Annotated in this window: 21 protein-coding genes, 1 tRNA gene and 1 pseudogene; 11 read left to right on the top strand and 12 right to left on the bottom strand. The window is 65.5% G+C overall.

Going from position 1 to position 22,815, the window contains the following annotated elements:
- Window positions 1-136: 136 nt before the first annotated feature.
- The 7 genes and pseudogenes from C6W92_RS09425 to C6W92_RS09395 form a co-directional block, all read right to left on the bottom strand.
- Entirely contained in the window at window positions 137-2,224 is a 2,088-nt protein-coding gene (locus tag C6W92_RS09425; RefSeq protein ID WP_129432733.1) for an AAA family ATPase, read from the bottom strand.
- A 237-nt stretch (window positions 2,225-2,461) separates the two neighbouring features.
- Complete coding sequence (locus tag C6W92_RS09420; protein WP_129432732.1) at window positions 2,462-2,779, bottom strand: hypothetical protein; 318 nt, start codon at window positions 2,777-2,779, stop codon at window positions 2,462-2,464.
- Window positions 2,780-2,995: 216 nt separating this feature from the next.
- Window positions 2,996-4,339: a S41 family peptidase gene (locus C6W92_RS09415; RefSeq protein ID WP_129432731.1), complete on the bottom strand. Its 1,344-nt coding sequence runs from the start codon at window positions 4,337-4,339 to the stop codon at window positions 2,996-2,998.
- A 3-nt stretch (window positions 4,340-4,342) separates the two neighbouring features.
- A complete protein-coding gene (locus C6W92_RS09410) occupies window positions 4,343-5,494 on the bottom strand; it encodes a peptidoglycan DD-metalloendopeptidase family protein (RefSeq protein WP_129432730.1) in 1,152 nt (383 codons plus the stop codon).
- A complete protein-coding gene (gene gpmI / locus C6W92_RS09405; RefSeq protein ID WP_129432729.1) occupies window positions 5,491-7,005 on the bottom strand; it encodes a 2,3-bisphosphoglycerate-independent phosphoglycerate mutase in 1,515 nt (504 codons plus the stop codon). Before gpmI ends, C6W92_RS09410 begins: the two co-directional genes overlap by 4 nt.
- Window positions 7,006-7,173: 168 nt before the next feature.
- Window positions 7,174-7,719, bottom strand: coding sequence for an isopentenyl-diphosphate Delta-isomerase (gene idi, locus C6W92_RS09400; protein ID WP_129432728.1), 546 nt, complete (start codon window positions 7,717-7,719; stop codon window positions 7,174-7,176).
- Window positions 7,716-7,895 (bottom strand): annotated as a pseudogene (locus C6W92_RS09395) (geranylgeranyl diphosphate reductase); the annotation flags it as partial. The gene idi and the pseudogene C6W92_RS09395, both read right to left, overlap by 4 nt.
- A 190-nt stretch (window positions 7,896-8,085) precedes the next feature.
- Between C6W92_RS09395 and C6W92_RS09390 the strand changes: the two are divergent.
- The 5 genes from C6W92_RS09390 to C6W92_RS09370 are packed head-to-tail and all read left to right on the top strand — an operon-like array spanning window position 8,086 to window position 11,140.
- Window positions 8,086-8,877, top strand: a complete 792-nt coding sequence (locus tag C6W92_RS09390) for an inositol monophosphatase family protein (RefSeq protein ID WP_129432727.1) — start codon at window positions 8,086-8,088, stop codon at window positions 8,875-8,877.
- A gap of 48 nt (window positions 8,878-8,925) precedes the next feature.
- Window positions 8,926-9,531, top strand: a complete 606-nt coding sequence (locus C6W92_RS09385) for a VOC family protein (RefSeq protein WP_129432726.1) — start codon at window positions 8,926-8,928, stop codon at window positions 9,529-9,531.
- Window positions 9,528-10,007 (top strand): GNAT family N-acetyltransferase, encoded by a 480-nt coding sequence (locus C6W92_RS09380; protein WP_129432725.1) that lies wholly within the window; start codon window positions 9,528-9,530, stop codon window positions 10,005-10,007. Before C6W92_RS09385 ends, C6W92_RS09380 begins: the two co-directional genes overlap by 4 nt.
- 43 nt (window positions 10,008-10,050) lie before the next feature.
- Window positions 10,051-10,737 (top strand): molecular chaperone DjiA, encoded by a 687-nt coding sequence (locus tag C6W92_RS09375; protein ID WP_129432724.1) that lies wholly within the window; start codon window positions 10,051-10,053, stop codon window positions 10,735-10,737.
- A 31-nt stretch (window positions 10,738-10,768) separates the two neighbouring features.
- Window positions 10,769-11,140, top strand: coding sequence for a hypothetical protein (locus C6W92_RS09370; RefSeq protein WP_129432723.1), 372 nt, complete (start codon window positions 10,769-10,771; stop codon window positions 11,138-11,140).
- On the opposite strand, the gene C6W92_RS09365 is transcribed toward C6W92_RS09370, so the two are convergent.
- The 3 genes from C6W92_RS09365 to C6W92_RS09355 form a co-directional block, all read right to left on the bottom strand.
- Window positions 11,137-12,549, bottom strand: a complete 1,413-nt coding sequence (locus tag C6W92_RS09365; protein ID WP_129432722.1) for an FAD-binding oxidoreductase — start codon at window positions 12,547-12,549, stop codon at window positions 11,137-11,139. The genes C6W92_RS09370 and C6W92_RS09365 overlap by 4 nt on opposite strands.
- 78 nt (window positions 12,550-12,627) lie before the next feature.
- Complete coding sequence (locus C6W92_RS09360; RefSeq protein ID WP_129432721.1) at window positions 12,628-13,101, bottom strand: CoA-binding protein; 474 nt, start codon at window positions 13,099-13,101, stop codon at window positions 12,628-12,630.
- A gap of 190 nt (window positions 13,102-13,291) precedes the next feature.
- Window positions 13,292-13,591: a hypothetical protein gene (locus tag C6W92_RS09355; protein ID WP_129432720.1), complete on the bottom strand. Its 300-nt coding sequence runs from the start codon at window positions 13,589-13,591 to the stop codon at window positions 13,292-13,294.
- A 118-nt stretch (window positions 13,592-13,709) separates the two neighbouring features.
- On the opposite strand from C6W92_RS09355, the gene C6W92_RS09350 reads away from it, so the two are divergent.
- Window positions 13,710-14,555 (top strand): hypothetical protein, encoded by an 846-nt coding sequence (locus C6W92_RS09350; protein ID WP_129432719.1) that lies wholly within the window; start codon window positions 13,710-13,712, stop codon window positions 14,553-14,555.
- On the opposite strand, the gene rlmB is transcribed toward C6W92_RS09350, so the two are convergent.
- A complete protein-coding gene (gene rlmB, locus C6W92_RS09345; protein WP_129432718.1) occupies window positions 14,537-15,313 on the bottom strand; it encodes a 23S rRNA (guanosine(2251)-2'-O)-methyltransferase RlmB in 777 nt (258 codons plus the stop codon). The genes C6W92_RS09350 and rlmB overlap by 19 nt on opposite strands.
- Before the next feature lie 112 nt (window positions 15,314-15,425).
- Between rlmB and C6W92_RS17690 the strand changes: the two genes are divergently transcribed.
- Together C6W92_RS17690 and C6W92_RS09340 are read left to right on the top strand one after the other, a co-directional pair.
- Window positions 15,426-15,509: transfer RNA gene (locus tag C6W92_RS17690), tRNA-Tyr, on the top strand.
- A gap of 65 nt (window positions 15,510-15,574) precedes the next feature.
- Entirely contained in the window at window positions 15,575-16,579 is a 1,005-nt protein-coding gene (locus C6W92_RS09340; RefSeq protein ID WP_129432717.1) for a hypothetical protein, read from the top strand.
- A gap of 117 nt (window positions 16,580-16,696) precedes the next feature.
- On the opposite strand, the gene C6W92_RS09335 is transcribed toward C6W92_RS09340, so the two are convergent.
- On the bottom strand, window positions 16,697-17,110 hold the full coding sequence (locus C6W92_RS09335; protein WP_129432716.1) for a VOC family protein: 414 nt from the start codon (window positions 17,108-17,110) through the stop codon (window positions 16,697-16,699).
- Between the two features lie 84 nt (window positions 17,111-17,194).
- Between C6W92_RS09335 and C6W92_RS09330 the strand changes: the two genes are divergently transcribed.
- The 3 genes from C6W92_RS09330 (at window position 17,195) to C6W92_RS09320 (ending at window position 22,801) form a co-directional block, all read left to right on the top strand.
- Window positions 17,195-18,475, top strand: coding sequence for an O-acetylhomoserine aminocarboxypropyltransferase/cysteine synthase family protein (locus C6W92_RS09330; protein ID WP_129432715.1), 1,281 nt, complete (start codon window positions 17,195-17,197; stop codon window positions 18,473-18,475).
- A gap of 129 nt (window positions 18,476-18,604) precedes the next feature.
- Window positions 18,605-20,854: a hypothetical protein gene (locus tag C6W92_RS09325; RefSeq protein WP_129432714.1), complete on the top strand. Its 2,250-nt coding sequence runs from the start codon at window positions 18,605-18,607 to the stop codon at window positions 20,852-20,854.
- Between the two features lie 36 nt (window positions 20,855-20,890).
- Window positions 20,891-22,801, top strand: coding sequence for a cation:proton antiporter (locus C6W92_RS09320; protein ID WP_129432713.1), 1,911 nt, complete (start codon window positions 20,891-20,893; stop codon window positions 22,799-22,801).
- The last annotated feature ends 14 nt before the right edge of the window (window positions 22,802-22,815 follow it).

The raw sequence follows: 22,815 nt of genomic DNA, 5'->3' as shown, positions 1-22,815 counted from the left end.
GAATTGGCCTGTCCACCAACCGAGCGGCCGAAGCAGCCCGAAAGCCGCTGGAAACAAGCTGCCTGATGCCCGGCATGGCCCTCACATCGGCGCGTCGGCGCAGCAGAAGGCGTTGTTCAGACTTTCCCCAAGCACCTTACCCGTCTTGCAAGAGCCTTGAACATTCCTCAACAACATATTCCGGCACGCTTTCAAACTTATGAGGGTTGAGCTGCATGACATACTCATTTTCGATGTGGTACGATTCATTAATGAATTTTGAAATGATGTCGTCCTGATGTTTACCTTTAATGATCCGGAAAAGTTGAATTTTTTCGTATCCAACGTCAGTTCCAATGAACTTCGCTTTCATCACCCCATCGTCGTTAATTTGCTGCACGAGAGTGTCGTAATCAAATGATGGTATCATTTCTTTGATTGATCTCTCTGCGTCGATTTTCTCTTGGGCGCTCATATCGCGGTCTTCAGCTTTGAAGTTAGGAACCACGCGCCCGTGGAGCAAACTGGCTAGGAGATTGTACTCCAAGCCAACGTTGTCCATAATTTCGTAATGCCTACGAAGGTAGATAGCTTTGATAACGTCGTCGATGTTCTCAGCAAGGACGTCCTTGCAGATTTTTGCAAACGTTCGAATATCATCGCTGGTGATTAGCGTTTCCCTGACCTCGCCTTGCCTACACGAGAGGAAAGTTGCTGATGGCTTCGGGTCTTGGAACTTGTGAGCCATACTTTTAACCACGTCGATAGCCGGCTCAATGTCGTGTGTAAGCATCAAGGTTGTCCGATTCCGAAGGTTACCTTTACCTCGGAAAAGCTGATGAAGGATCGCAAATTTTTTATTCTTATCGAATGATGAGATCGGGTCATCCAAAATGACAATGTCGGGATCTTCGCTTATTACCTGATGCATGAAGAGAACCAATGCGAAAGCGTTCTTCTCACCATAGCTTAGGTGTGTTGAGGCAGAGTCGACGAATTCTGACAGGTCGTCGTGAACCAGTTTCATCTTGTAGGAATCGGGTTCGGAAATGATCTTAACGGAGTACTTGTAGCCTGCGGACTTCAAGAATCCATTGATGCTGCCTTGGTTTTCTTCGATGGTTTTTTTGATCTTCGCTTTGTGTTTGTTAATCTGGCCTTTGAGGTTGCCAACTTGTTCGGTGAGCTTGTCTAGTTGCGCGTTGATCGGATCGGTGACAGCTCGGGTCTGGTCAGAATCGAGCTTGTCAATCATACTTAGATCAATTTTGAGGAGGGGCATCTTTTTGTCGATTTCGTCCACGTCGCGGAGCGAGAAAAATGAAATATTTCTCAATCCATCCAACTGCTGAATCAACGCCTCGATGCTATTTTTTAGATCACTCAGGAAGCTCTTTTGTGGTGCAGTCAGTTCTGTTTTTGCCTTTGTGATCTTCGCTAAGTTCTCTTGGCAACCGGCACTAAAATACATACCCAGACGCTCGATGACTTCCTTCAGAGTGTTGAGGTGACCGATGGCTGTCGCATCGTACTCCTTGGCGACGGCAAGCGCTGTTTCCTTTTGCTCAGGATTCGGCAGTGCCGTTGCGCAATAGGGGCAGGTATCGCCTAACTCTAGAAACTCTTTTCCTTTGATCTGCCACCCTATCCATTTTGATGGGTTGGCGCTCTTCACGAACATCTCGAACGGCATCAATGCATCTGGAATATTGTCAATCTTGTTACCAGAGCCAAATGCTTTGAGCACTTTGCTGGACTTCGCGATTGAGCCATCTTTATTTGGCTTTCCAAAGGCATCTCTAAGGTCTTTGAGGTCCTTGGTCGTCTGGTCGATTTCTGGCCTATCTGCAAAGGCCTTCTTGATACCGTCAAAGAGCTTTTCAATGTCAGTCATTGCCGCGTCATACTCAGGCGTTTTGATGAAAATATCAAAGCTGTTTTTGACAACCTCATCTTGCTGGAAAGCAAACAAACTTACGTATTCTTCATCAAAGACAAGCGCTGAGCCAATGTCACCAATCCCACTAACTGTTGGCTGTGCGGCATCTGCTTTTCCACGGTTCTTGAAAGGCACAAGTCCCGCCAAAGTGCCGTCATTACGAGCTTGGCTAACGATTGCCTTGGCGATTGTGCTTTTACCAAGCCCATTGGGTCCAAATTTGATGTTCAAACATTCCTTTATGACGCCGATTCTTGCGGTGTCGATACTGTTGCAGTTCTCGATGGTAACTTCATAGTCGGCCATGGTGCCCTCAAATCTGACTGATCCTACCGTAGGGATCAAATCCCGTCGCACAAGGTAGTTATTGCTTAGTCGCAATGATATCAGGGAAGGCCAATAGTCGACATGTCCGCTTCGCCGGATGGCAGCGTCCAACTTCGTACCCGCAGCGAACAACCGCTCTCTGCCCGATGTGACGGATGCTGCGCACGCGAAGACCATGGATGTGACCGGCAAGAATGGGCTGAAACCACCCCCCCTTCACCTCCCCAACACACCCCGTTCAAACGCCGCCCGCCGCTCCGCCTCGGCCTGACGGGCCACGGCGGCGCGGCGGCGGGCGTGGGTGTCGAGGGTCTGCATCGCGCGCCATTCGGTGTAGAGCGCGCTCTCGTGGTCCAGCGTCCAGAGCGCGCGGGCCTCGGTCACCGTGACCAGCCCCGCCACCGGCCGCCCGCGCCGCGTCACCAGCCGCTGCGCGCCGCTCAGGCGCACCGCCTCAACCGTGGCCCCGACCGACCGGCGCAATTCCTCGATGGTGATCTCGGGCACCGGGGGAAAGAGCGGCGTCTCTGGCATGGCGGGCCTTTGGTGTCGGGGGTCACGGGGCGCGCGCAGCCTCGCCCGGCCGGGTGACCAAACCCTTACCCCCGCGCACGGTGCCGGGCACGACAAGGGGCGCGAACCGTGCGGTTCACGCCCCGAACCGGTCGGTTGCGCCGCGGGCGCGGGGCGCGCGCAAACCCACGCGCGGCGCGTCCTCCCCCACCCGCCGCAGCGGCCGGGGTGGCCGGATCACTCCGACTGGTTTCCGCCCATGACCGACAATCCCCTCAGGATATCAACGGCATAGGCCAACTGGTAATCCTCCTCGCGCAGGCGGGCGACCTCGTCGGCGCGCTGGCGCTCTTCCTCGATCTGCTTGAGCTCGTCCTCGGACAGGCTGTCATTGTTGAGCCGCCCCCGCAGATCAGCCTCCGACCGGCTGGGGCGTTTGCTCTGCGCCTCGTCGTCCTCGGCCTCGGCGCGGCGCGCGGGCTGCGCGACCACGATGTCGGGGCTGACACCCAGCGCCTGGATCGAGCGGCCCGAGGGCGTGTAGTAGCGCGAGGTGGTCAGCCGCATCGCCCCACCGCCCCTGAGCGGCATCACCGTCTGCACGGATCCCTTGCCGAAGCTCTTGGTGCCGACGACGATCGCGCGGCGATGGTCCTGTAGCGCGCCGGCCACGATTTCCGACGCCGAGGCCGATCCGCCGTTGATCAGCACGACGATCGGCTTTCCCTGTGCCAGATCGCCGGGCGTGGCGTTGAATCGCTCGCCGTCCTGAACGTTGCGCCCGCGGGTCGAGACGATCTCTCCCTTGGCAAGGAAGGCGTCGGAGACCTTGATCGCCTGCGTCAGCAACCCGCCGGGATTGTTGCGCAGGTCGAGCACGATGCCGCTCACTTGCTCCATGCCGCCCAGCGCCTCGACCTGCTCTTTCAGACCGCTTTCGAGATTGGGATAGGTGTTGTCGTTGAAGGTGGTGACCCGCACCACCACCGCGTCCCGTTCGGTCCGCACGCGCACCGCCGTGAGCTCGATCGTGTCACGGATGATCGACACGTCGAACGGCTCTGGCTCTCCCTCGCGCACCACGGTGATAACGATTTCGCTGCCCACCGGGCCGCGCATCAGGTCCACCGCCTCGTTGAGCGTCAGGCCCAGCACGCTCTCGCCATCGACATGGGTGATGAAATCACCCGCCTCGATCCCGGCCTGATAGGCGGGGGTGCCGTCCATCGGCGAGACCACCTTGACGAACCCATCCTCCTGCGTGACCTCGATCCCGAGCCCGCCGAACTCGCCGCGCGTCTGCACCTGCATGTTCTCGGCGTCATCGGGCGAGAGATAGCTGGAATGCGGATCGAGCGAGGTGAGCATCCCGTTGATCGCCGCCTCGATCAGCTCGCTGGTATCGACATCCTCGACGTATTGCGCGCGCACCCGTTCGAAAATGTCACCGAAGAGATCGAGCTGCTCATAGACGCTGCCCTTTCCGTCGTTCTCCTGCGCGAGAAGGGGCGCCGCCACCTGCGTCGTCATCACGGCACCGGAGAGGAGCCCCACGGTCGTGGCCATCAGGATTTTCTTCATGTCTCAACCTTCCTTGTCGGTCGCGAACCACGTCAGCGGGTCCACCGGTGAATTGTCTTGCCGCACCTCGATATAGAGCGTCTGGCCGCGTCCAGCACCCCCCTCGTCCCCGTCGGCACCGTCGTCTGCGGCGAGCAGGTCGCTGCCATCACCGGTGCCGCCCATAAGGCCCACGGGGCTGCCGCCGGGCAGCACCTCGCCGATGCGACCGTATACGGTGTCGAGCCCGGCGAATACCAGCAGCACCCCGGCCTGCGGTTCCAGAATGATCACATTTCCGTAGTCGAGCAAGGGGCCGCGGTAGCGCAGCGTTGCCGGAACCGGCGTGGTGACGAGCGCACGCGGCCGCGTGGCGACAACGATGCCCGGGCGCACGACACCGGCGGCGTCGGCCTCGCCCGAACGGTGCAGGATCACCCCCTCCACCGGCAGGCGCAGGGCGCCCTTGCGCGGCCCGATCTCCGGCAGGCTGCCCTCCACCTCGTCCACGGCGATGTCGCTCAACCCGCTGGCAAAGCCGTTCAGCGTCTCGGTCGATGCAAGGAGCAGCGCCGTCTTGACCGGATCCTCGGTGAACCGCCGAGGCAGGTTGGTGCGCGCGGCGATGGCCTTGCTGAGGCGCACGCGCGCCTCCTGCACACCACGCAGCCCGTCCTCGAGCGTGGTCGTGGCGCTTTGCTGAAGCGCGCGCAGCACGGCGATATCCTGCACCTTGCCGCGCAGATCAAGCGCCTTGGCATCGAGCGCCGGGGCCACCTCCGACAGGATCATCCCCGCCCGCGCGGTGCCCACCGGCCCCGATGGATGCAGCATCAGTACCGGCACCGGCGCGTGGCCCATCGTCTGCAACACGCCCAGAAGCTGTGCGACCTCGTCCTCGCGGGTGCGCAGTTCGGCGATCAGCGCCTCCTCGCGCTGCGCGGCACGGCGCGCGCCAGCGCGCATCGCCGCGAGCCCCTCCTCGTAGGCACGGATCACCCCGGTGAGCGCCTTGACCCGGTTGCGCGCGCCCTCGGCGGCGGCGAGCGCCTCGGCCGCCTCATCGAGCGCCGCTGCCGCGGCGCGCGCGTCGGCGGAAAGGTCCGCGCCCTCCTGCGCCCCGAGCGGCCGCGCCAACAGCATCAGAAGCAGTAGGCAGGCCGCGCGAATCCTCATGCCAGAAGGTTCTCGCCGGTCATCTCGCCGGGTTGCGGCATCCCCATTAGCGCCAGCACCGTGGGCGCGAGATCGGCGAGCCGGCCGCCATCGCGCAACCGCGCGCCCGCCGGCCCGCCGACGAGGATCACCGGCACCGGGTTGAGCGTGTGCGCGGTGTGAGGCCCGCCGGTCGCGGGATCGACCATCACCTCGCAATTGCCGTGATCGGCGGTGACGATCATCGCGCCGCCCGCCGCCTCCAGCGCCTCGAGCACGCGGCCAAGCCCGTGATCCACCGCCTCACAGGCCGCCATCGCCGCCTTCAGGTCGCCGGTATGGCCGACCATGTCGGGGTTGGCATAATTGACCACGATCAGGTCATAGCCCTCGCCGATCGCCCCTACCAGATGGTCGGTCACCTCGGCAGCCGACATCTCGGGTTGTTGGTCATACGTGGCCACCTTGGGCGAGGGTGCCATGTAGCGATCCTCGCCACGCTCGGGATCCTCGCGACCACCGTTGAGGAAAAAGGTGACATGGGGGTATTTCTCGGTCTCGGCGATGTGGAACTGCCGCAGCCCCGCGCGACTCACCCATTCGGCCAGCGTGTTGACGATCACCCGCGGCGGAAACACCGTTTCGAACCACGCGTTATGCGCCTCGGAATACTCCACCATGCCCAGACGCGCCGCCCAGTCGGGCACAACCTCGCGGTCGAAGGCGCTGAAACCGGGATCGACCAGCGCCTGCAATATCTCGCGCGCCCGGTCGGCCCGGAAATTCAGACAGAACAGGCCGTCGCCGGCCGCGACCCCCGCATAATCGCCGATCACCGTGGCGGTAATGAATTCGTCGGTTTCCGAGCGCGCATAGGCATTGGTCACCGCCGTGCGGGCATCGGACGCGCGTAGCCCCTTGGCGGCGGTGATCGCCTCATAGGCCTCTTGCACCCGGTCCCAGCGATTGTCGCGGTCCATCGCGAAATAGCGCCCGGTGACGGTCGCGATGCGCACGCTACCCGGCAGCATGTCGGACAGGTTGGCCAGATGGGTGCGCGCCGATTTCGGAGACACGTCGCGCCCGTCGGTCATCGCGTGCAGCACCACCGGCACACCCGCCTCGGCGATCACCCGCGCGGCGGCGGCGATATGGGCGATATGCCCGTGCACCCCGCCATCTGACACGAGGCCCAGCAGGTGCGCCGTGCCGCCGGTGCCCTTCAGCCGGTCGATGAAGCGGGCCAGCGCCTCGTTGGTGGCAAAGCTGCCATCCTCTATGGCGAGGTCGATCTGCCCGAGATCCATCGCCACCACCCGGCCCGCACCGATATTGGTGTGACCGACCTCGGAGTTGCCCATCTGCCCACGGGGCAACCCCACATCGGGGCCGTGCGTGATCAGCGTCGCGTTGGGGCATTCGGCCATCAGCCGGTCGATGTTGGGGGTGTCTGCCAGATGCGGCGCGTTGGCCTCGGGCCGGTCGCTCAGGCCCCAGCCATCGAGAATGCACAGGACGACAGGTTTGGGCATGGTCTCTCCGGGTGTGGTCCTGCCCGCCTTCTAGGCCGATGCCCCCGGACCCGCAACCCTCGCTGCGCGGGCTCAGCCGTGGATCAGGGTGTCGGAGACGCACGCTCGCACCCCCTCCGCGCAGCAGGCGGTGTGCGTCAATAGGTTGCGGAAATCGACATCATCAAGTCAGGCCGGAAATCCCGGCAGTTTCTCTGCCCCAGCGAAGATCTGCGCCGCGTGCTCTTCCAGGTAGATGCGCAGCCACGGCGTGAAATCGGCGGGTGCGTTGCGGATGCGCGTGGCGAGCGCGGCGCGCGTTATCCAGTCCACCGCCATCACCTCTTCGGGGTTGGGCGTCGGTTCCACCCTGCGCGCGACCCGCGCGAGAAACACATCGACCAGTTCATGCTCGACCAGACCGCCGCCCACATCGGCACGGTATTCCACCTGTCCGCGCGGCGTGAGCGGCAGGCCGCGCAGGCCCAACTCCTCGTCGAGTCGGCGATGCGCGCAATCCTCCGGCGCCTCGCCCCAGCGCGGATGCGTGCAGCAGGTATTCGCCCACAGCGCCGGTGTGTGATACTTGCCCAGCGCCCGGCGCTGGATGAGCACCGCATCGCCGCATAGCACGAAGACCGACACCGCCATGTGGCGCAGGCCGCGCCTGTGCGCCTCCAGCTTCTCGACGGCCACCAGATCGCCGTCGATCCATGTCGGGATCATCTCGGTCATGGGCGCGCGGGCGAAGCGAGCCCGGTCTTCACATGCGCCAGCGGGCGGGCGCACACAAGTTTCTTGTTCATGTTGGCCTCGAAAATCAGCCTCTGCTCGTCGATATCGTGGCGCAGCGAAACAAACCGCTCGCGCCGATCATCCGATCGATAATAGGCATTCTGCATCGAGGCAAGGCAGGCGCGTAGTCGCCATAGACCAAGTCGCAGCGGATGGGCCGGACTCGTCCACTCGGAACAACCATGCACGATGAGGGGGCCGGGGCCGATCCGTCCCTTCGTGGCAGAGAGGTAACTGGGCAGAGGCCCCTTGCCCGCGCCCGCCACCCGGCGTATAGCCCCGGCCTGATCCCGAAGGAGCCCGATCATGCAAGGCAGCGCCAATCTCAACGTCATGCTCAAGGCCGCGCGCAAGGCCGGGCGCGGGCTGATCAAGGATTTCGGCGAGGTCGAGAACCTGCAGGTCTCGATGAAGGGCGCGGGCGATTTCGTGAGTCGTGCCGACCTCGCCGCCGAGAAGACCATCAAGGCCGAGCTGATGGGCGCGCGGCCCAACTATGGCTGGCTTGCCGAGGAGGGCGGCGGTGAGGATGGCAAGGACCCCACCCGCCGCTGGATCGTCGATCCGCTGGACGGCACCACCAATTTCCTCCACGGGCTGCCGCATTTCGCCGTCTCCATCGCGCTGGAGCACAAGGGCGAAGTGGTGTCCGGGGTGATCCATGACCCGGTCAAGGATGAGGCGTTCTTTGCCGAAAAGGGCACCGGCGCATGGATGAACGACAAGCGGCTGCGCGTGTCTGGACGCACCAAGATGATCGAGGCGATCTTTGCCACCGGGTTGCCCTTCGGCGGACGCGCCGACTTGCCCGAGACGCTGCACGACCTCGCCCGGCTTTTGCCCGCCTGCGCGGGTGTGCGGCGCTGGGGCTCTGCCGCGCTCGACATGGCCTATGTCGCCGCCGGGCGCTATGACGGATTCTGGGAGCGGGGGCTCAACCCGTGGGATCTCGCCGCCGGGGTCATCATCCTGCGCGAGGCAGGCGGGCTGGTGGAGCCGCTGACCAAGGGCGGCGACATCCTTGGCGATGGCGAAATCATTGCCGCCAACGAGGCGATTTTCGACAAGTTCGCCAAGGTGATCCGCGACCGCGCGTGACAGCCCGCACGTGTCATGCCACAAAACGGCAACAACGCGGAGAGGGGCATGGAACTCGATCACCTTGCGGTGGCGGGCAAGACGCTGGAAGAGGCCGCCGCCCATGTCGAGGCGGCGCTCGGACTGCCGATGCAGCCCGGCGGCACGCACCCGCGATTCGGCACGCATAACCGGCTTTTGGGACTGGGGCCCGGAGTCTATCTCGAAGCGATCGCAATCGACCCGGACGCCCCCGCGCCAGAGCGCCCGCGCTGGTTCGATCTCGACCGGCTGAACGGGCCGCCGCACCTGCGCAACTGGATCGCCCGCGTGGACGATCTCGATTCGGCGCTCGCGCGGCATCCGGGCGCCGGCACGCCCCTCGATCTCGCACGCGGAGACCTGCGCTGGCGCATGGCCGTGCCCGACGATGGCGTGCTGCCCTACGACAACCGCTTCCCGGCGCTCATTCAGTGGCAGGCGGGCGGACATCCCGCCGACCGGCTGCCGGACGCGGGCGCACGGCTCAAGCGTCTCGTCGTGACGCATCCCGAGGCGGTGGCGCTGCGCGCCGCGCTCGCCAACCTCGCCGATCCGCATATCGTGTTCGAGCCCGGGCCGCCCGCCCTGCGTGCCGAGATCGACACCCCGTCTGGCACGCGCGTGCTGACATGATCCTGCGGCGCGCCACCGAAGCGGATATTCCCGCGATCCTCGCGATATGGAACCCGCTCATCCGAGATACCTCTGTCACCTTCACCACCGAAGAAAAGACGCAAGAGGGCCTCGCCGCCGAGATCGCCGCGCGCGGCGACGCCTTTGTCGTGGCCGAGGACGCGGGCCGGGTGCTGGGCTTTGCCGGGTTCGGCGCGTTCCGCGCCGGTCCCGGCTATCGCCACACCGCCGAGCATACCGTCATCCTTGCCACCGACGCGCGCGGGCGCGGCACGGGCAGGGCGCTGATGGCTCGGCTCGAGGAGGTGGCGCGTGCGCGCGGCATCCACACGCTCATCGGTGCGGTGAGCGGCGAGAACGCGGGCGCCATCGCGTTTCACGAGGCCGTCGGTTTCGCACGCGCGGGCGTTCTGCCAGAGGCCGGGCACAAGTTCGGCCGCTGGATGGACCTCGTGCTATTCCACAAGCATCCGTGACGCTGTGCCTGACAGGCGCGCCGTTCCGGGATAGGATTGACCCATGTCGATATGGACCCGCATATCCGAGGCGCTTCAGGCGCTGGCCAAGGGCGAAAGTCTTGCGACCGTGTTCGATCGGCTGCGCAGCCCGCCCGAGCGCAGCGTCGCCTTTACCATCGCGGTGATCGCGCTCTCGGCCAAGATGGCCAAGGCCGACGGGCTGGTCACACGTGACGAGGTGACGGCGTTTCGCGATGTCTTTCAGATCCCCCCGGAGGAGGAGAAGAACGCCGCACGCATCTTCAACCTCGCCCGGCAGGACGTGGCGGGATACGAGGAATACGCGGCACGCATCGGGCGCATGTTCGCGGATGCGCCCGATACGCTTTGCGACTTGATGGAGGGGCTTCTCCATATCGCTATGGCCGATGGGGTCTATCACCCCAAGGAGGACGCCTTTCTCGGTCGCGTGGCCGAGATATTCGGGATCGAGGAGCGCCGCTTTCGCGCGCTGCGCGCGCGCTTCGTCCCGGACGAGCGGCCCGATCCATGGTCCGTTCTGGGGGTGAGCGCCGACATGCCGCTATCGGATATTCGCGCCGCGTGGCGCAAGCAGGTGCTCGACTGCCACCCCGACCGGCTCAAGGCACGCGGCGTGCCCGAAGAGGCGGTGCGCCTCGCCGAAAGGCGGCTCAGGGACATCAACAATGCCTGGGAAGAAATCAGCTCCATGCGGGCGCCCTCTTAAAACCGTCACGGCCCTCACCTATGTTACAGCCATGAGACACACCGCCCTGATCCTCGCCCTGCCCGTCGCGCTGCTCATCGGCGTGAGCCCGGCCCTCGCGCAGGAGGAGGAAGAGGATGGCCTCTCACTCATGGAGGAAGGCGCGCAGCTTTTCTGGGACGGGCTGCAGCGCGAGATGGGGCCCGCGCTGAAGAGCCTGCGCGACCGCGCAGACGAGATGGAGCCCGCCCTGCGCGATTTCGCCGAGCGGATGGGCCCGGCATTGGCGGACCTGCTGGAAAAGATCGACGACCTGAGCGCCTATCACCCGCCCGAGATGCTGCCCAACGGCGACATCATCCTGCGCCGCAAGACGCCGCAGGAAATGAAGGACGCAGCCCCCGAGGGCGAGATCGAAATCTAGCCCCGCAGCACAGCGCCCGGGTTCATGATGCCCGCGGGATCGAGTGCCGCCTTGATGGCGCGCATCGCATCCAGCTTCACCGGATCGCCATAGCGTTCGAGGTCATTGACCTTGAGCCGCCCGATCCCGTGCTCGGCGCTGACAGAGCCGTCCATCTCGTGCACGAGGTCATGAACCGCGCGCTTGATCGCGTCGCGCACGGGCAGATGATCGGCGCAGCTGCGCCCGGGCATGGGAAACACGTTGTAATGCAGATTGCCATCACCCAGGTGGCCGAAGCAGTTGACGCGGAAATCACCGATCCGGGCAATCTCTCCGGCGCCTTTCGCGATGAAATCCGGGATCGCCGACAGCGGCAGCGAAATATCGTGCGAGCTGACCGAGCCGATGCGGCGGTTGGCCTCGGGGATCTGCTCGCGCACCTCCCAGAATTCGTGCCGCTGCGCCTGCGATTGCGCGATCATGCCGTCGCTTACCAGCCCTGCCTCGAAGCCTTCGGCGAACAGCGCCTCCAGCGCCGCCGCGGGATCGAGGCCGCGCGCCAGCCCGACGTCGATAAGCACGCACCATTCCGGCGGTACGGCGAAGGGCTGCCGGATATCCGGCAGCGCCTCGGCGAGGAAATCAAGGCCCTGCCGGTGCATGATCTCGAAGGCGCTGATTCCCTCGCCCATGTGATCGCGCGCCAGCGCCAGCAGATCGAGCGCCGCGCGCGGCCCCGCCACCGCCATGAGCGCGGTCCCCTCTCCCGCCGGGCGCGGCGCGAGCTTCAGCGCGGCGGCGGTGATGACCCCCAGCGTACCCTCCGAACCGATGAGCAGATTGCGCAAGTCATAGCCGGTGTTGTCCTTGCGCAAGCGTTTCAGCCCGTGCCAGACACGCCCGTCGGGCAGCACCGCCTCCAACCCCAGGCACAGGTCGCGCGCATTGCCATAGCGCAGTACGTTGACCCCGCCCGCGTTGGTCCCCAACAGCCCACCGATACGCGCCGAGCCCTTGGCCGCGATGGAAAGCGGAAAGAGCCGGTTCGCCGCCTCTGCCGCCGCGTGGATGTCCTGCAGGATCGCCCCCGCCTCGACGATCATCACGTTCTCGTCCGGCCAGAGCCCGCGCACCGCGCGCATCCGCTCGAGACTGAGGATCACCGGCACCGGGCCGTCCACTGCTACCTGCCCGCCAACAAGGCCCGTGCCGCCGCCATAGGGCACCACCGGCACCCCTGCCTCGGCACAGGCGCGCACCACATGCGCCACGCCCTCCACATCGCCCGGGGCCACGACCACGCCCCGCCCCTGCCAGCGCCCGCGCGGCTCCTCGAAATAGCGCGGCTCGGCCTCGCGAAAGGCCGTGTCAGGCAGCACCGTGCGCAGGCCGTCTATGAAACCAGGTGTGGCGGAACTGAGCGTCATGCCCCCTAGCTATCACAGCCGTCGGACAAGGCCAGCCGCTCCCCGTTTCATCTTGCTATAAATATCCAAGTATCCTGCTCACAACCGTGAGGAAATCACGCCAGTGTTGATGCCACCCATGCGCAGCTCGCCGAAGAGACGCTGATATTCGATCTTGGGGCAATGGTTCATCACCACGTCCACGCCGCGCGCACGGGCCATCTCTGCCGCCTGCGGATGCTCCACCCCGATCTGCATCCAGATCGTCCGAAGGTCTGGAAAGGTCTCCAGCGCGTCTTCCACGATGGGCGGCACATGCTCGGAGCGGCGAAAGATATCGACCATATCCACCCTGCCCTCGATGTCGGACAGCGACGCCACCACCGTCTGGCCAAAGAGCATCCGCCCCGCGTGGCCGGGATTGACCGGGATCACCTCGAATTTCTTGAGACTCAGGTAGCGGGCCACGTAATAAGACGGGCGCACCGGGTTCATCGACACGCCTACCATTGCCACACGGCGGGTGCGGGTCAGAATCTCGCGCAGGTGGGAATCAGTGTAGGTTTCGCTCATGGCGGTCATAAATCACGAAGCGGGCCGAGAAAAAAGCGCCCAAGATAAAGCTTGGGCGCCAGTCGCGGAACGAGGGACAGTGATATGAGACGGCGGTGTTCCGTCTCGCCGCCTCTGGAATATAGATAGGTCCGGTTTCCATGATATAAAGGGTTTGTAATACGCCCGTGACCAAACGTGACAGGGGACATCAATCGAACACGTCCTCGACCACGTCCCAGATTTCCTCGAAAATGCGCCGCCCGATACCCTTGCGGCGATTGCGTTTGCGTGGCGGGTGCGCCGCCCGCGGCCTGTCGTCGTAGTCTTGCCGTGGCAGTGGCATGGGTCGGCCCTTGGGGCGTGGGCGGTCTGATTTCGACGTTGGCATCGCCTTCATGTCATGGAGCGGCGCGCCGCAGCTTGAACAGGTCAGCTCGTGGCGCGCCCGATCGAGCACGAGAGCCGCACGCGTGCCGCAGTAATTGCATGTGGCGATCTTGTGACCCATGACGCTCCATATCGGTCAAATCCACGCATTTTCCAAGCCCTCCCCGGCGCGAAATCGTCGCTCGCGGCGCAGGCGCGTGGTATCGTCGCGGGGTGCAAACCCGAAGGAGCGATACCGGATGACCGATCAGCCCGACCCCGCCGAGCCCGCGTCCCGCGACCTGCCCTTTACGGTGGACCTCAGGCGCATCCATCTCGCCGTGGGCTGGATCGCCTTCGGTCTGCCGCTCTCGCTCATCGCGGTTTCGCAGCTGCCGACGGTCTGCTTTCACGACTCGATCAGCCATTTCTATTTCAGCCCGGTGGGTGGCGATATCCTCGTCGGCGCGCTGAGCTTCATCGGATTGCTGCTCGTGGGCCTCTACTCCTTCGACGCGGTCGGGTGCGCGGGCGCACGGCGCTGGACGTGGAAGGACATCCTCGCAATCCGCGTGGCCGGTGTCGCGGCGCTCTTGGTCGCCTTCGTGCCCACGGCAGGTACGGGCTGCGCCCGCGCGGAGGCCGAGAGCGCGCGCGCGTTTCTGAACGGCGCGGGGGCCGGCGGCTCCTCCTTCGATTTTTGGGCGGTGCTTCAGGGGCGGACGGTGGTGACCGGCTTTCCGCTCGATACGGTGCATTACGGCGCGGCGGGGGTGATGTTTCTCATCCTCGCCTACGTGGTGCTGCGCGTCTTTACCCGCGTGAATTCCGAGGCCGCCGAACGGGACGGCAACCGCAAGGGCCTGCGCAACGCCTGTTACCGGGTGCTGGGCCGGGTGATCCTCGGGGTGGTCGCCGTGCTCGGGATCAAGATGGCGGTCGGGGCCGTGGCACCGGATTTCCTCGGCTTCTGGAACCGGCTCAACCTCACCTTCGTGCTGGAGGCGGCGGGGCTATTCGCCTTCGGGCTGGCGTGGATGATCAAGGGGCGGGTGCTTTCGGTGTTCGAGGATGCCGCCGCGCGGGCTCAGCCCCGCGCGGCGTAAAGCGCGACGGCGGCGGCATTCGAGACGTTGAGCGAGCCGAAACCGCCCGCCGCGTCGATGCGCACGAGGGCGTCCACCGTCTCGCGCGTGCGCGGGCGCAGGCCCGGCCCCTCGGCCCCCAGGACAAGCGCCACGGGCCGGTCACGCCGTCCTTCGAGGGCCGTCTCGACGGTCTCGTCCGCCTCGCCCGCGAGGCCAAGCACGAGATAGCCCATGCCCTGCAGCTCAGTGATCGCGTCGGCAAGGTTGCGCACACGAAGGTAGGGCTGGCGCTCCAGCGCGCCGCTGGCGGACTTGGCCAGCGCACCGGTCTCGGGGGCCGAATGGTGGCGCGGAGCGATCACCGCGCGCGCACCGAACACCTCTGCCGAGCGCAGGATCGCGCCGACGTTGTGCGGATCGGTCACCCGGTCGAGCAGCACCAGACGCGGCGCACCAGGGCCGTCGCGCAGCGCGAGATCGGCCAGCTTTCCCCAGTCGAGCGGCTTTACCTCCAGCGCCGCGCCCTGGTGCACCGATCCGGGATCGAGCGGCGCGGTGAACTTGCGCGGATCGGCCATCTCGGGCTCTATCCCGCTCATGGTGATGGCCTCGGACAGCTTGTCGGCGGCGTTGCGCGTGACCACGAGGCGCAGCTTCTCGCGGCGGGGATTTTCCAGCGCGTCGCGCACCGCGTGCAGCCCGAACAGCCACACCGTCCCGGCGGCCTCGACGCGCCGCGCCTGCTCTTTCTCGATCACCCAGCGGGGTTTCTTCATCGGCCGCACGCCCCTCTCGTCCAAGGTTTCGTCCTTGCACCGCCGCGACAGGCCACGCAAGCGATTTTCCGGTTGACGGGCCGCGACGCCAATTCTAAGACGCCCGGCACGTGGGCGACAGGCCGCAAGGTGTGGCAGGGGACTGTAACTCCCTCGCGGAGACGCACGCTAGGTTCGATTCCTAGGTCGCCCACCACTTTCCCCCTTTCTGAGCCCGCCCCCCGGCGACTATAGTTCCGTAAGAAACGCAGGGGCATGGGCATGGCGCAACCGACCGAGGCGGGGACCGGTTTCAACATCGTGGTCGTCGGGCAGGGCGGGCGGCTGCAATACGAGGCGCTGATCTTCGCCGCCTCGCTGCGCGCGATGTCGCCGGGCTTCACCGGGCGGCTCTTGGTGGCCGAGCCGCAGCCCGGCGCGCTTTGGCGCAACGATCCGCGTATCGCCGGGGAGGAAACCCACGCCCGGCTGGCGGAATTGGACGCCGAGATCGTGCCCTTCGCATCGCACCATTTCGGACAACCCTACCCCTATGGCAACAAGATCGAGGCGCTGCTCGCGCTGCCCGAGGGCGAGCCATTCGTGTTCTTTGACACCGACACGCTGGTAACGGGTGAATTGACGGATGTGCCGTTCGATTTCGACCGCCCCTCCGCCTCGCTGCGCCGCAGCGGCACCTGGCCCGAGCCGGACCTCTACGGCCCCGGCTACACCGCGATCTGGAAATCGCTCTACGACAAGTTCGGGCTGGATTTCGAAGGCTCGCTCGATCTGAGCCAGCCCGACGAGTACTGGAAGCGATATCTATATTTCAACGCGGGCTTCTTCTTCTACCGGTGCCCGCGTGTCTTTGGTGAGCGGTTTCTCGAATATGCGCTTGCCATCCGCGACGACCCGCCGCCGGAACTCGTGTGCCAGTCGCTCGATCCCTGGCTCGACCAGGTCGCGCTGCCGCTGGTTATCCACGCCCTTGGTGGCGGGCGCGACACGCTGCCAGTGGGTCTGCTCGATGGCGCAGTGACCTGCCATTACCGCACCCTGCCCCTACTCTACGCGCGTGAGAGCGACCGGGTGATCGCCGTGCTCGAGGAGGTGACCTCCCCGAACAAGATCAAGAAGGTGCTCAAGGAATACGACGCCATAAAACGCATGATCTACCAGGGGCGTGGGCAGAAGGTGCGCGCGCTCTTTGACCAGGACAACCTGCCGCGCCGCGAACAGGCGATCCGCAACGCGATCAAGCGCAACGGATTCTGGATGCGCTGATCCCGCAGCGATGCGCGAACCGGAAGCGCGGGAACGAGGTATTTGTACCAAGAAGAAACCACGGCCGGCTTCTTCTTGGCCCAAATACCCAACCACATCCGAGGCCGCACCCCCGGTTCAGGTGTCGAACACCGCCCCCATATCGGCGAAGCCCTTGACCTCGATCGGGTTGCCAGACGGGTCGCGGAAGAACATCGTCCATTGCTCGCCTGGCTCACCCTTGAACCGCACCGAGGGCGGGATCACGAAATCGACCTCTGCCGCCTCCAGTCGCCCGGCCAGCGCGCGCCAGTCGTCGAGCGGCAGCACCACGCCGAAATGCGGCATAGGCACCATGTGATCGCCCACCTTGCCGGTAGGGGCGGTGGCCAGCGGTTCACCGACGTGTAGCGACAACTGGTGCCCAAAGAAGTCGAAATCGACCCATGTTTCTGTCGAGCGCCCCTCGACGCCACCCAATACGCCGCCGTAGAATTCGCGCGCTGCGTCAAGATTGGTGACATTGATTGCCAGATGAAACGGGTGTGCCATATTGGGCCTCCTCATGCCTGTTGCGGGGCACCTTTCAATGCCGTAACCCGGTTTTCAAGTATTTCCGAAGGGAGGAGCCCCGAGATGACCTATGGTTTCGACACGTTGCAGATTCATGCGGGCGCACGCCCCGACCCGGCGACCGGCGCCCGTCAGGTGCCAATCTACCAGACGACCGCCTACGTGTTCCGCGATGCCGAGCACGCGGCGGCGCTCTTCAACCTGCAGGAAGTGGGATACATCTACTCGCGCCTGACCAACCCCACCGTGGCCGCCCTGCAGGAACGTGTCGCCACGCTCGAGGGCGGCGCGGGCGCGGTGTGCTGCTCGTCGGGGCACGCGGCGCAGATCATGGCGCTTTTCCCGCTGATGGGGCCGGGTCTCAACGTGGTGGTCTCGACCCGGCTATACGGCGGGTCGATCACGCAGTTCAGCCAGACGATCAGGCGCTTCGGCTGGGAGGCGAAATTCGTCGACATCGACGACGCCGACGCTATCCGCGCCGCCATCGACGATAACACGCGCGCGATATTCTGCGAGTCGATCGCCAACCCGGGCGGGCACATTGCCGATCTCGATGCCGTGGCGGGACTCGCGGACGAGGCGGGGCTGCCGCTCATCGTCGATAACACGTCCGCCACCCCCTACCTGTGCCGCCCCATCGAGCACGGCGCGACGCTGGTGGTGCATTCGATGACCAAGTTCCTCACCGGCAACGGCACGGTGACCGGCGGGTGCGTGGTGGATTCGGGCAATTTCGACTGGTCGGCCTCGGGCAAGTTCCCCTCGCTGAGCGAGCCCGAACCCGCCTATCACGGGCTCAAGTTCCACGAGACCTTCGGGCCGCTTGCGTTCACCTTTCACGGCATCGCCGTGGGGCTGCGCGACCTCGGCATGACCCTCAACCCGCAGGCGGCACATTACACGCTTCTCGGGATCGAAACGCTCAGCCTGCGGATGCAGCGCCATTGCGAGAACGCCGAGCGCGTGGCGGGCTGGCTCGAGAGTCACCCGGCGGTCGAAAGTGTGACCTATGCCGGGCTGCCCTCGTCGCCCTGGCACGACCGCGTGGCGCGCATCTGCCCCAAGGGCGCGGGTGGGCTGTTCACTGTAGCGCTCAAGGGGGGCTACGACGCCTGCGTGCGGCTGGTGGACAGTCTCGATCTGTTCAGCCATGTCGCCAATCTCGGTGACACGCGCAGTCTCGTGATCCATTCCGCCTCGACCACGCACCGGCAGTTGACCGAGGAACAGCAGGTCGCGGCCGGGGCCGCGCCCAACGTGGTGCGGATTTCCATCGGGATCGAGGATGCCGACGACCTGGTCGCCGATCTCGATCAGGCGCTGGCGCGTGCGTCTGGCTGAAGGGGGGCGACGCGACCGCGCGCGGGCAGGCGCGCGGTTCCGCCGGTTGACCGCCGCGCGCCGCCGCGTCAGGCTCGAAGCCGCTCTTGAGACTCCCGGTGGTGACGTGCGCGTGGTAAGACGAACCCGATGAAACCAAATTTCGCCCTCGACCTGACGTTCGACGGAATTGCGCTCCTGCATCGCGCGGGAGAGGCGGGGTGGCACGTCGTCGGCGAGGTGGCGCTCGACTCGTCATCGCTGAGCGACGATCTCGCGGCGCTGCGCAAGAAGGCGAACACGCTCGATCCCGCGGGAATGCGCACCAAGCTCGTCATTCCAGACGAGCAAATCCGCTATCTCGACATTCCCGAGGCCTCTGCACCCCACGGCGATCACGATGCGGCGGCGGTCGACGCGCTGGACGGGGCCACACCCTACGCACTGGACGATCTCGCCTACGACTGGACCGTGAGCGGCAAGCGGCTCTACATCGCCGCCGTCGCACGAGAGACGCTGGAAGAAGCGGAAAGTTTCGCCATCGAGCACGGTTTGAACCCGATCTGCTTCGTGGCCGACCCCGACCAGAATATCTACGAGGGCGAGCCATTCTTCGGCATGACCGAGAAAGCCGAGGCCTCTGGCCCTGTCGAGCGTGATACCGGCCCGCTGAAACGTCTCGGCGCGCTCCCGGTGGTCGAGACGGATGAGGCCGTTGCCGACGAACCGGTGCCGGAGACCTTTTCCTTTTCAAGCGTGCGCGCCGAACGCGGCATGCCCCCCAAGACCGCGCCGCGGCTTGAGGGGGTGGCGCGCATTACGCCAACCCCCCTGCCCGACGCGGACGCGCGTGCCATCAGCGGGGCTGCGCATGCCAGTCTAGTGCCGCGCGACGACGCCCCCACGCTCGGCCCCGCGACCGACAGGACCACGACCCCGAAGCCGCGGCACAAGGCACCGAAGGCCGATACCGGCCCGACCGATACCACCGGAGCGCCAGGCCCTGACCCGGCCGCAACAAAGGCCGGCGCAGCGTCACTGACACCAGCCGACGAGGCCGAACGGCTGACCATATTCGGCGCACGTAGCACGGCAGATGCGCGCCGAAGAAAGCCGGGTTTCCTGGGACTCATGCTCACGGCAGCCTTGCTGATCGCCCTGATCGGCGTGGCGACATGGGCCGCGATCTTTCCCGAGTCGGGGCTGGGCAAGCTGCTGCGCGGGGGCGAGCCGCAGGTCGCGGTGACGCCCGACATCCCCGAATTGGAGAGCACCGGCTCGCAGCCATCGACAGACACAGCGGAAACGGAACCTGCAGATACCGGTCCCGACGCGCCTGAGCCGGCACCGGCGCCCCGTGAGCCCGACGTCGCCACCCTGTCCGCCCCCGAAGACCCCGCCACAGACAAGGACGACGAGACCGGACCCGCCGAGATTCCCGGCGCGGAGAGTGCGGCAGGCGGCTGGACGGCACCGCGTACCCCCGAGGAGGCCCGGGCCCGCTATGCCGCCACGGGCATCTGGCCCTCGGCACCAGAGGCACCGGACGAGCCGAGAACCGGGAGCCTTGACACCTTTTACCAGACCTCGATCGACAAACAGGTGAACCTCGGTGACGCCGTCGCGCTACCACAAGCGCGCGCGCTCGCAGCCGATCTCGTGCCGCCGCGACCCGCTCTGCCGCCGCCGCCGGGCAGGACATTCGAACTCGACGCGCGCGGCCTCGTGCGCGCAACGCCGGAGGGGGCGCTCACGCCCGAGGGCGTTCGCGTCGTTGCCGGCCCGCCCCCTGTTCTCCCTCCGGAAACGCCGCCGCGCGCCGTACCCCTTCCCGGGCTCACCCCGACGGACGAGGCGGCAGAGGCGCGCGAGAACCTGTCGGGTATCCGCCCGCGGCCTCGGCCCGAAACGCTGGTCGAAGAGCACGAGCGCGGTGCCCTTGGCGGGCGCACGCGGACCGAGCTGGCGACGCTGCGCCCCCGAACCCGTCCGGCAGAGACAATCGCGCGTGCCGACGCGGAAGCGGTGGCGGCGGCGGTGGCCGAGGCAACCGACGAGGCCGTGACCGAATCGCTCAAGCCACGGCTGCGGCCCAAGACGATCGCGCGCGAAGCGACGCCACGCCGTACCGCCGCGGCGGGGCCGACCATCCCGACCTCCGCCTCGATCGCCCAGCGCGCGACCGTGCGCAATGCAATCAATCTGCGACAGGTTAACCTCATCGGCGTCTACGGTACGCCATCGAACCGGCGCGCCCTTGTCCGCCTGTCGAACGGGCGATACCGCAAGGTGCAGGTCGGTGACCGGATCGACGGCGGTCGGGTCCTGGCCATCGGCGATACGGAGCTGCGCTACAGCAAGAGCGGCCGCAGCGTGGTGCTGCGGATGCCCCGGGGCTAAGGGGCCAAAGGGCGCACACAAGACGAGGGCCGGGCGATGGAAGGGGTTCTGTTTCAGGCAACGATACTCCTGGTGGCGATGGTCGTCGCCGTGCCGCTGGCGGCGCAGCTCGGCTTCGGCTCGGTGCTGGGATACCTCGCTGCCGGGATCGCGATCGGGCCGATCCTCGGGCTGGTCGCCGGGCAGGAGACCGCCGAGTTGCAGCACATGGCCGAATTTGGCGTGGTCCTGATGCTGTTCCTTATCGGGCTCGAGCTCGAGCCGCGCGCGCTATGGGATATGCGCCACCGGCTTCTGGGGCTTGGGGGGCTTCAGATCGGGCTGACCACCGCCGCGATCATGCTCGGTGGCCTCTGGCTAGGGCAGGTGTGGACGGTGGCGCTGGCCGTCGGCTTGGCGCTGGCGCTGTCCTCGACAGCAATCGTGTTGCAGACCCTCAACGAGAAGGGATTGATGCAGACCGGCGGCGGGCGCTCGGCCTTTTCGGTGCTGCTGACGCAGGACATCGCGGTGATCCCGATACTGGCCCTGCTGCCGCTGCTGGCACTGCCGCGCACGATGGACATGGTCTTTGCCGCCGCGCGTGAGCGCGCGGAAAACGCACACACGGCCACCGAGGCGGCCCCACACGAGGCGGCGCAGAACTTCATCGCCAGCCTGCCGGGCTGGGCGGCGACGCTGGTGACGGTGGCGGCGGTGGCGGCGATCATCCTGGCCGGTGTCTACCTCACGCGACCAGTCTTTCGCTTCATCCACACCGCGCGGCTACGCGAGATGTACACGGCGCTCGCGCTGCTGATCGTGGTGGGAATCTCGTTCCTGATGATGCTCGTGGGCCTGTCGCCCGCGCTTGGCGCATTCCTCGCGGGCGTGGTGCTGGCGAACAGCGAGTTTCGCCACGAACTGGAAAGCGACCTTGCGCCGTTCAAGGGGCTGCTGCTGGGCCTGTTCTTCATAACCGTCGGAGCGGGGATGGATTTCAGCGTGCTGCAGGGCGCGCCCTTCCTCGTGCTGGGGCTCGCGGGCGGGCTGATCCTGACCAAGGGGGCGATCCTCTACGTGCTTGGCCGGGCCTTCGCGCTGCGCGGTCGCGATCTGTGGCTGTTCACCCTGTCGCTGGCGCAGGCCGGCGAATTCGGCTTCGTGCTGGTCGCGTTCTCGAATCAACAAAACGTGCTGCCGCGCGGCATGGGGGAGATCCTGCTGCTGGTGATCGCCCTGACCATGCTCATCACGCCACTGCTGTTCCTGCTCTTCGACAGGATGTCATGGCACATGGCGACCACTGCCGCGACACCCGAGGCCGACGAGATCGACCGCACCGGGCAGGTCATCATCGCCGGGATCGGGCGGTTCGGACAGGTCGTCAACCGGCTGGTGCGGTCGAGCGGTTTCGACACGGTGGTGCTCGACAACGACCTGATGGCGATCCAGAGGATGCGCCGCTTTGGCGTCAAGGGTTTCTTCGGCGATCCGACGCGGCCCGACCTGCTACACGCGGCGGGCATCGGCGAGGCACGCGTTCTCGTCGCCGCGCTCGATGACCCAGATGCCTGCGTGCGGCTCGTTTCATTCGCCCGGCGCGAGCGGCCTGACCTGCACATCGTGGCGCGGGCGCGCGACCGCACCCATGTTTTCCGCCTCTATAAGGCGGGGGCCAACGACATCGTGCGCGAAGTCTTTGACGGATCGCTGCGGGCCGGTCGATACGTGCTGGAGAATGTCGGGCTGACGGAATTCGAGGCGGCAGAAGCGGAGAAGCTGTTCTACCAGCACGACCGGCAGTCCGTGCGCGAACTGGCGGCATTGTGGGATCCAGACGTGCCGACACTAGAGAATGCTGCCTACATCGCGCGGGCACGAGAGCTTGAGGCGGATTTGCAGACGATGCTGCTTACCCAGCTCGAGGAAAGCTCCGCCGCGCCACAGGAGCGCGGCGAAGACTAAGGCGCGGCTCTGGG

Source organism: Roseovarius sp. A46, assembly GCF_004126395.1.
Lineage (GTDB): Bacteria > Pseudomonadota > Alphaproteobacteria > Rhodobacterales > Rhodobacteraceae > Roseovarius > Roseovarius nitratireducens.
The sequence above is the reverse complement of the archived record's forward strand: the minus strand, read 5'-3'. Positions and strand labels throughout refer to the sequence as shown.

Coding starts and splice junctions, on each gene's coding strand:
- C6W92_RS09425 (WP_129432733.1), bottom strand. CDS start 2,224: ATGGCCGACTATGAAGTTACCATCGAGAACTGCAACAGTATCGACACC.
- C6W92_RS09420 (WP_129432732.1), bottom strand. CDS start 2,779: ATGCCAGAGACGCCGCTCTTTCCCCCGGTGCCCGAGATCACCATCGAG.
- C6W92_RS09415 (WP_129432731.1), bottom strand. CDS start 4,339: ATGAAGAAAATCCTGATGGCCACGACCGTGGGGCTCCTCTCCGGTGCC.
- C6W92_RS09410 (WP_129432730.1), bottom strand. CDS start 5,494: ATGAGGATTCGCGCGGCCTGCCTACTGCTTCTGATGCTGTTGGCGCGG.
- gpmI (WP_129432729.1), bottom strand. CDS start 7,005: ATGCCCAAACCTGTCGTCCTGTGCATTCTCGATGGCTGGGGCCTGAGC.
- idi (WP_129432728.1), bottom strand. CDS start 7,719: ATGACCGAGATGATCCCGACATGGATCGACGGCGATCTGGTGGCCGTC.
- C6W92_RS09390 (WP_129432727.1), top strand. CDS start 8,086: ATGCAAGGCAGCGCCAATCTCAACGTCATGCTCAAGGCCGCGCGCAAG.
- C6W92_RS09385 (WP_129432726.1), top strand. CDS start 8,926: ATGGAACTCGATCACCTTGCGGTGGCGGGCAAGACGCTGGAAGAGGCC.
- C6W92_RS09380 (WP_129432725.1), top strand. CDS start 9,528: ATGATCCTGCGGCGCGCCACCGAAGCGGATATTCCCGCGATCCTCGCG.
- C6W92_RS09375 (WP_129432724.1), top strand. CDS start 10,051: ATGTCGATATGGACCCGCATATCCGAGGCGCTTCAGGCGCTGGCCAAG.
- C6W92_RS09370 (WP_129432723.1), top strand. CDS start 10,769: ATGAGACACACCGCCCTGATCCTCGCCCTGCCCGTCGCGCTGCTCATC.
- C6W92_RS09365 (WP_129432722.1), bottom strand. CDS start 12,549: ATGACGCTCAGTTCCGCCACACCTGGTTTCATAGACGGCCTGCGCACG.
- C6W92_RS09360 (WP_129432721.1), bottom strand. CDS start 13,101: ATGAGCGAAACCTACACTGATTCCCACCTGCGCGAGATTCTGACCCGC.
- C6W92_RS09355 (WP_129432720.1), bottom strand. CDS start 13,591: ATGGGTCACAAGATCGCCACATGCAATTACTGCGGCACGCGTGCGGCT.
- C6W92_RS09350 (WP_129432719.1), top strand. CDS start 13,710: ATGACCGATCAGCCCGACCCCGCCGAGCCCGCGTCCCGCGACCTGCCC.
- rlmB (WP_129432718.1), bottom strand. CDS start 15,313: ATGAAGAAACCCCGCTGGGTGATCGAGAAAGAGCAGGCGCGGCGCGTC.
- C6W92_RS09340 (WP_129432717.1), top strand. CDS start 15,575: ATGGCGCAACCGACCGAGGCGGGGACCGGTTTCAACATCGTGGTCGTC.
- C6W92_RS09335 (WP_129432716.1), bottom strand. CDS start 17,110: ATGGCACACCCGTTTCATCTGGCAATCAATGTCACCAATCTTGACGCA.
- C6W92_RS09330 (WP_129432715.1), top strand. CDS start 17,195: ATGACCTATGGTTTCGACACGTTGCAGATTCATGCGGGCGCACGCCCC.
- C6W92_RS09325 (WP_129432714.1), top strand. CDS start 18,605: ATGAAACCAAATTTCGCCCTCGACCTGACGTTCGACGGAATTGCGCTC.
- C6W92_RS09320 (WP_129432713.1), top strand. CDS start 20,891: ATGGAAGGGGTTCTGTTTCAGGCAACGATACTCCTGGTGGCGATGGTC.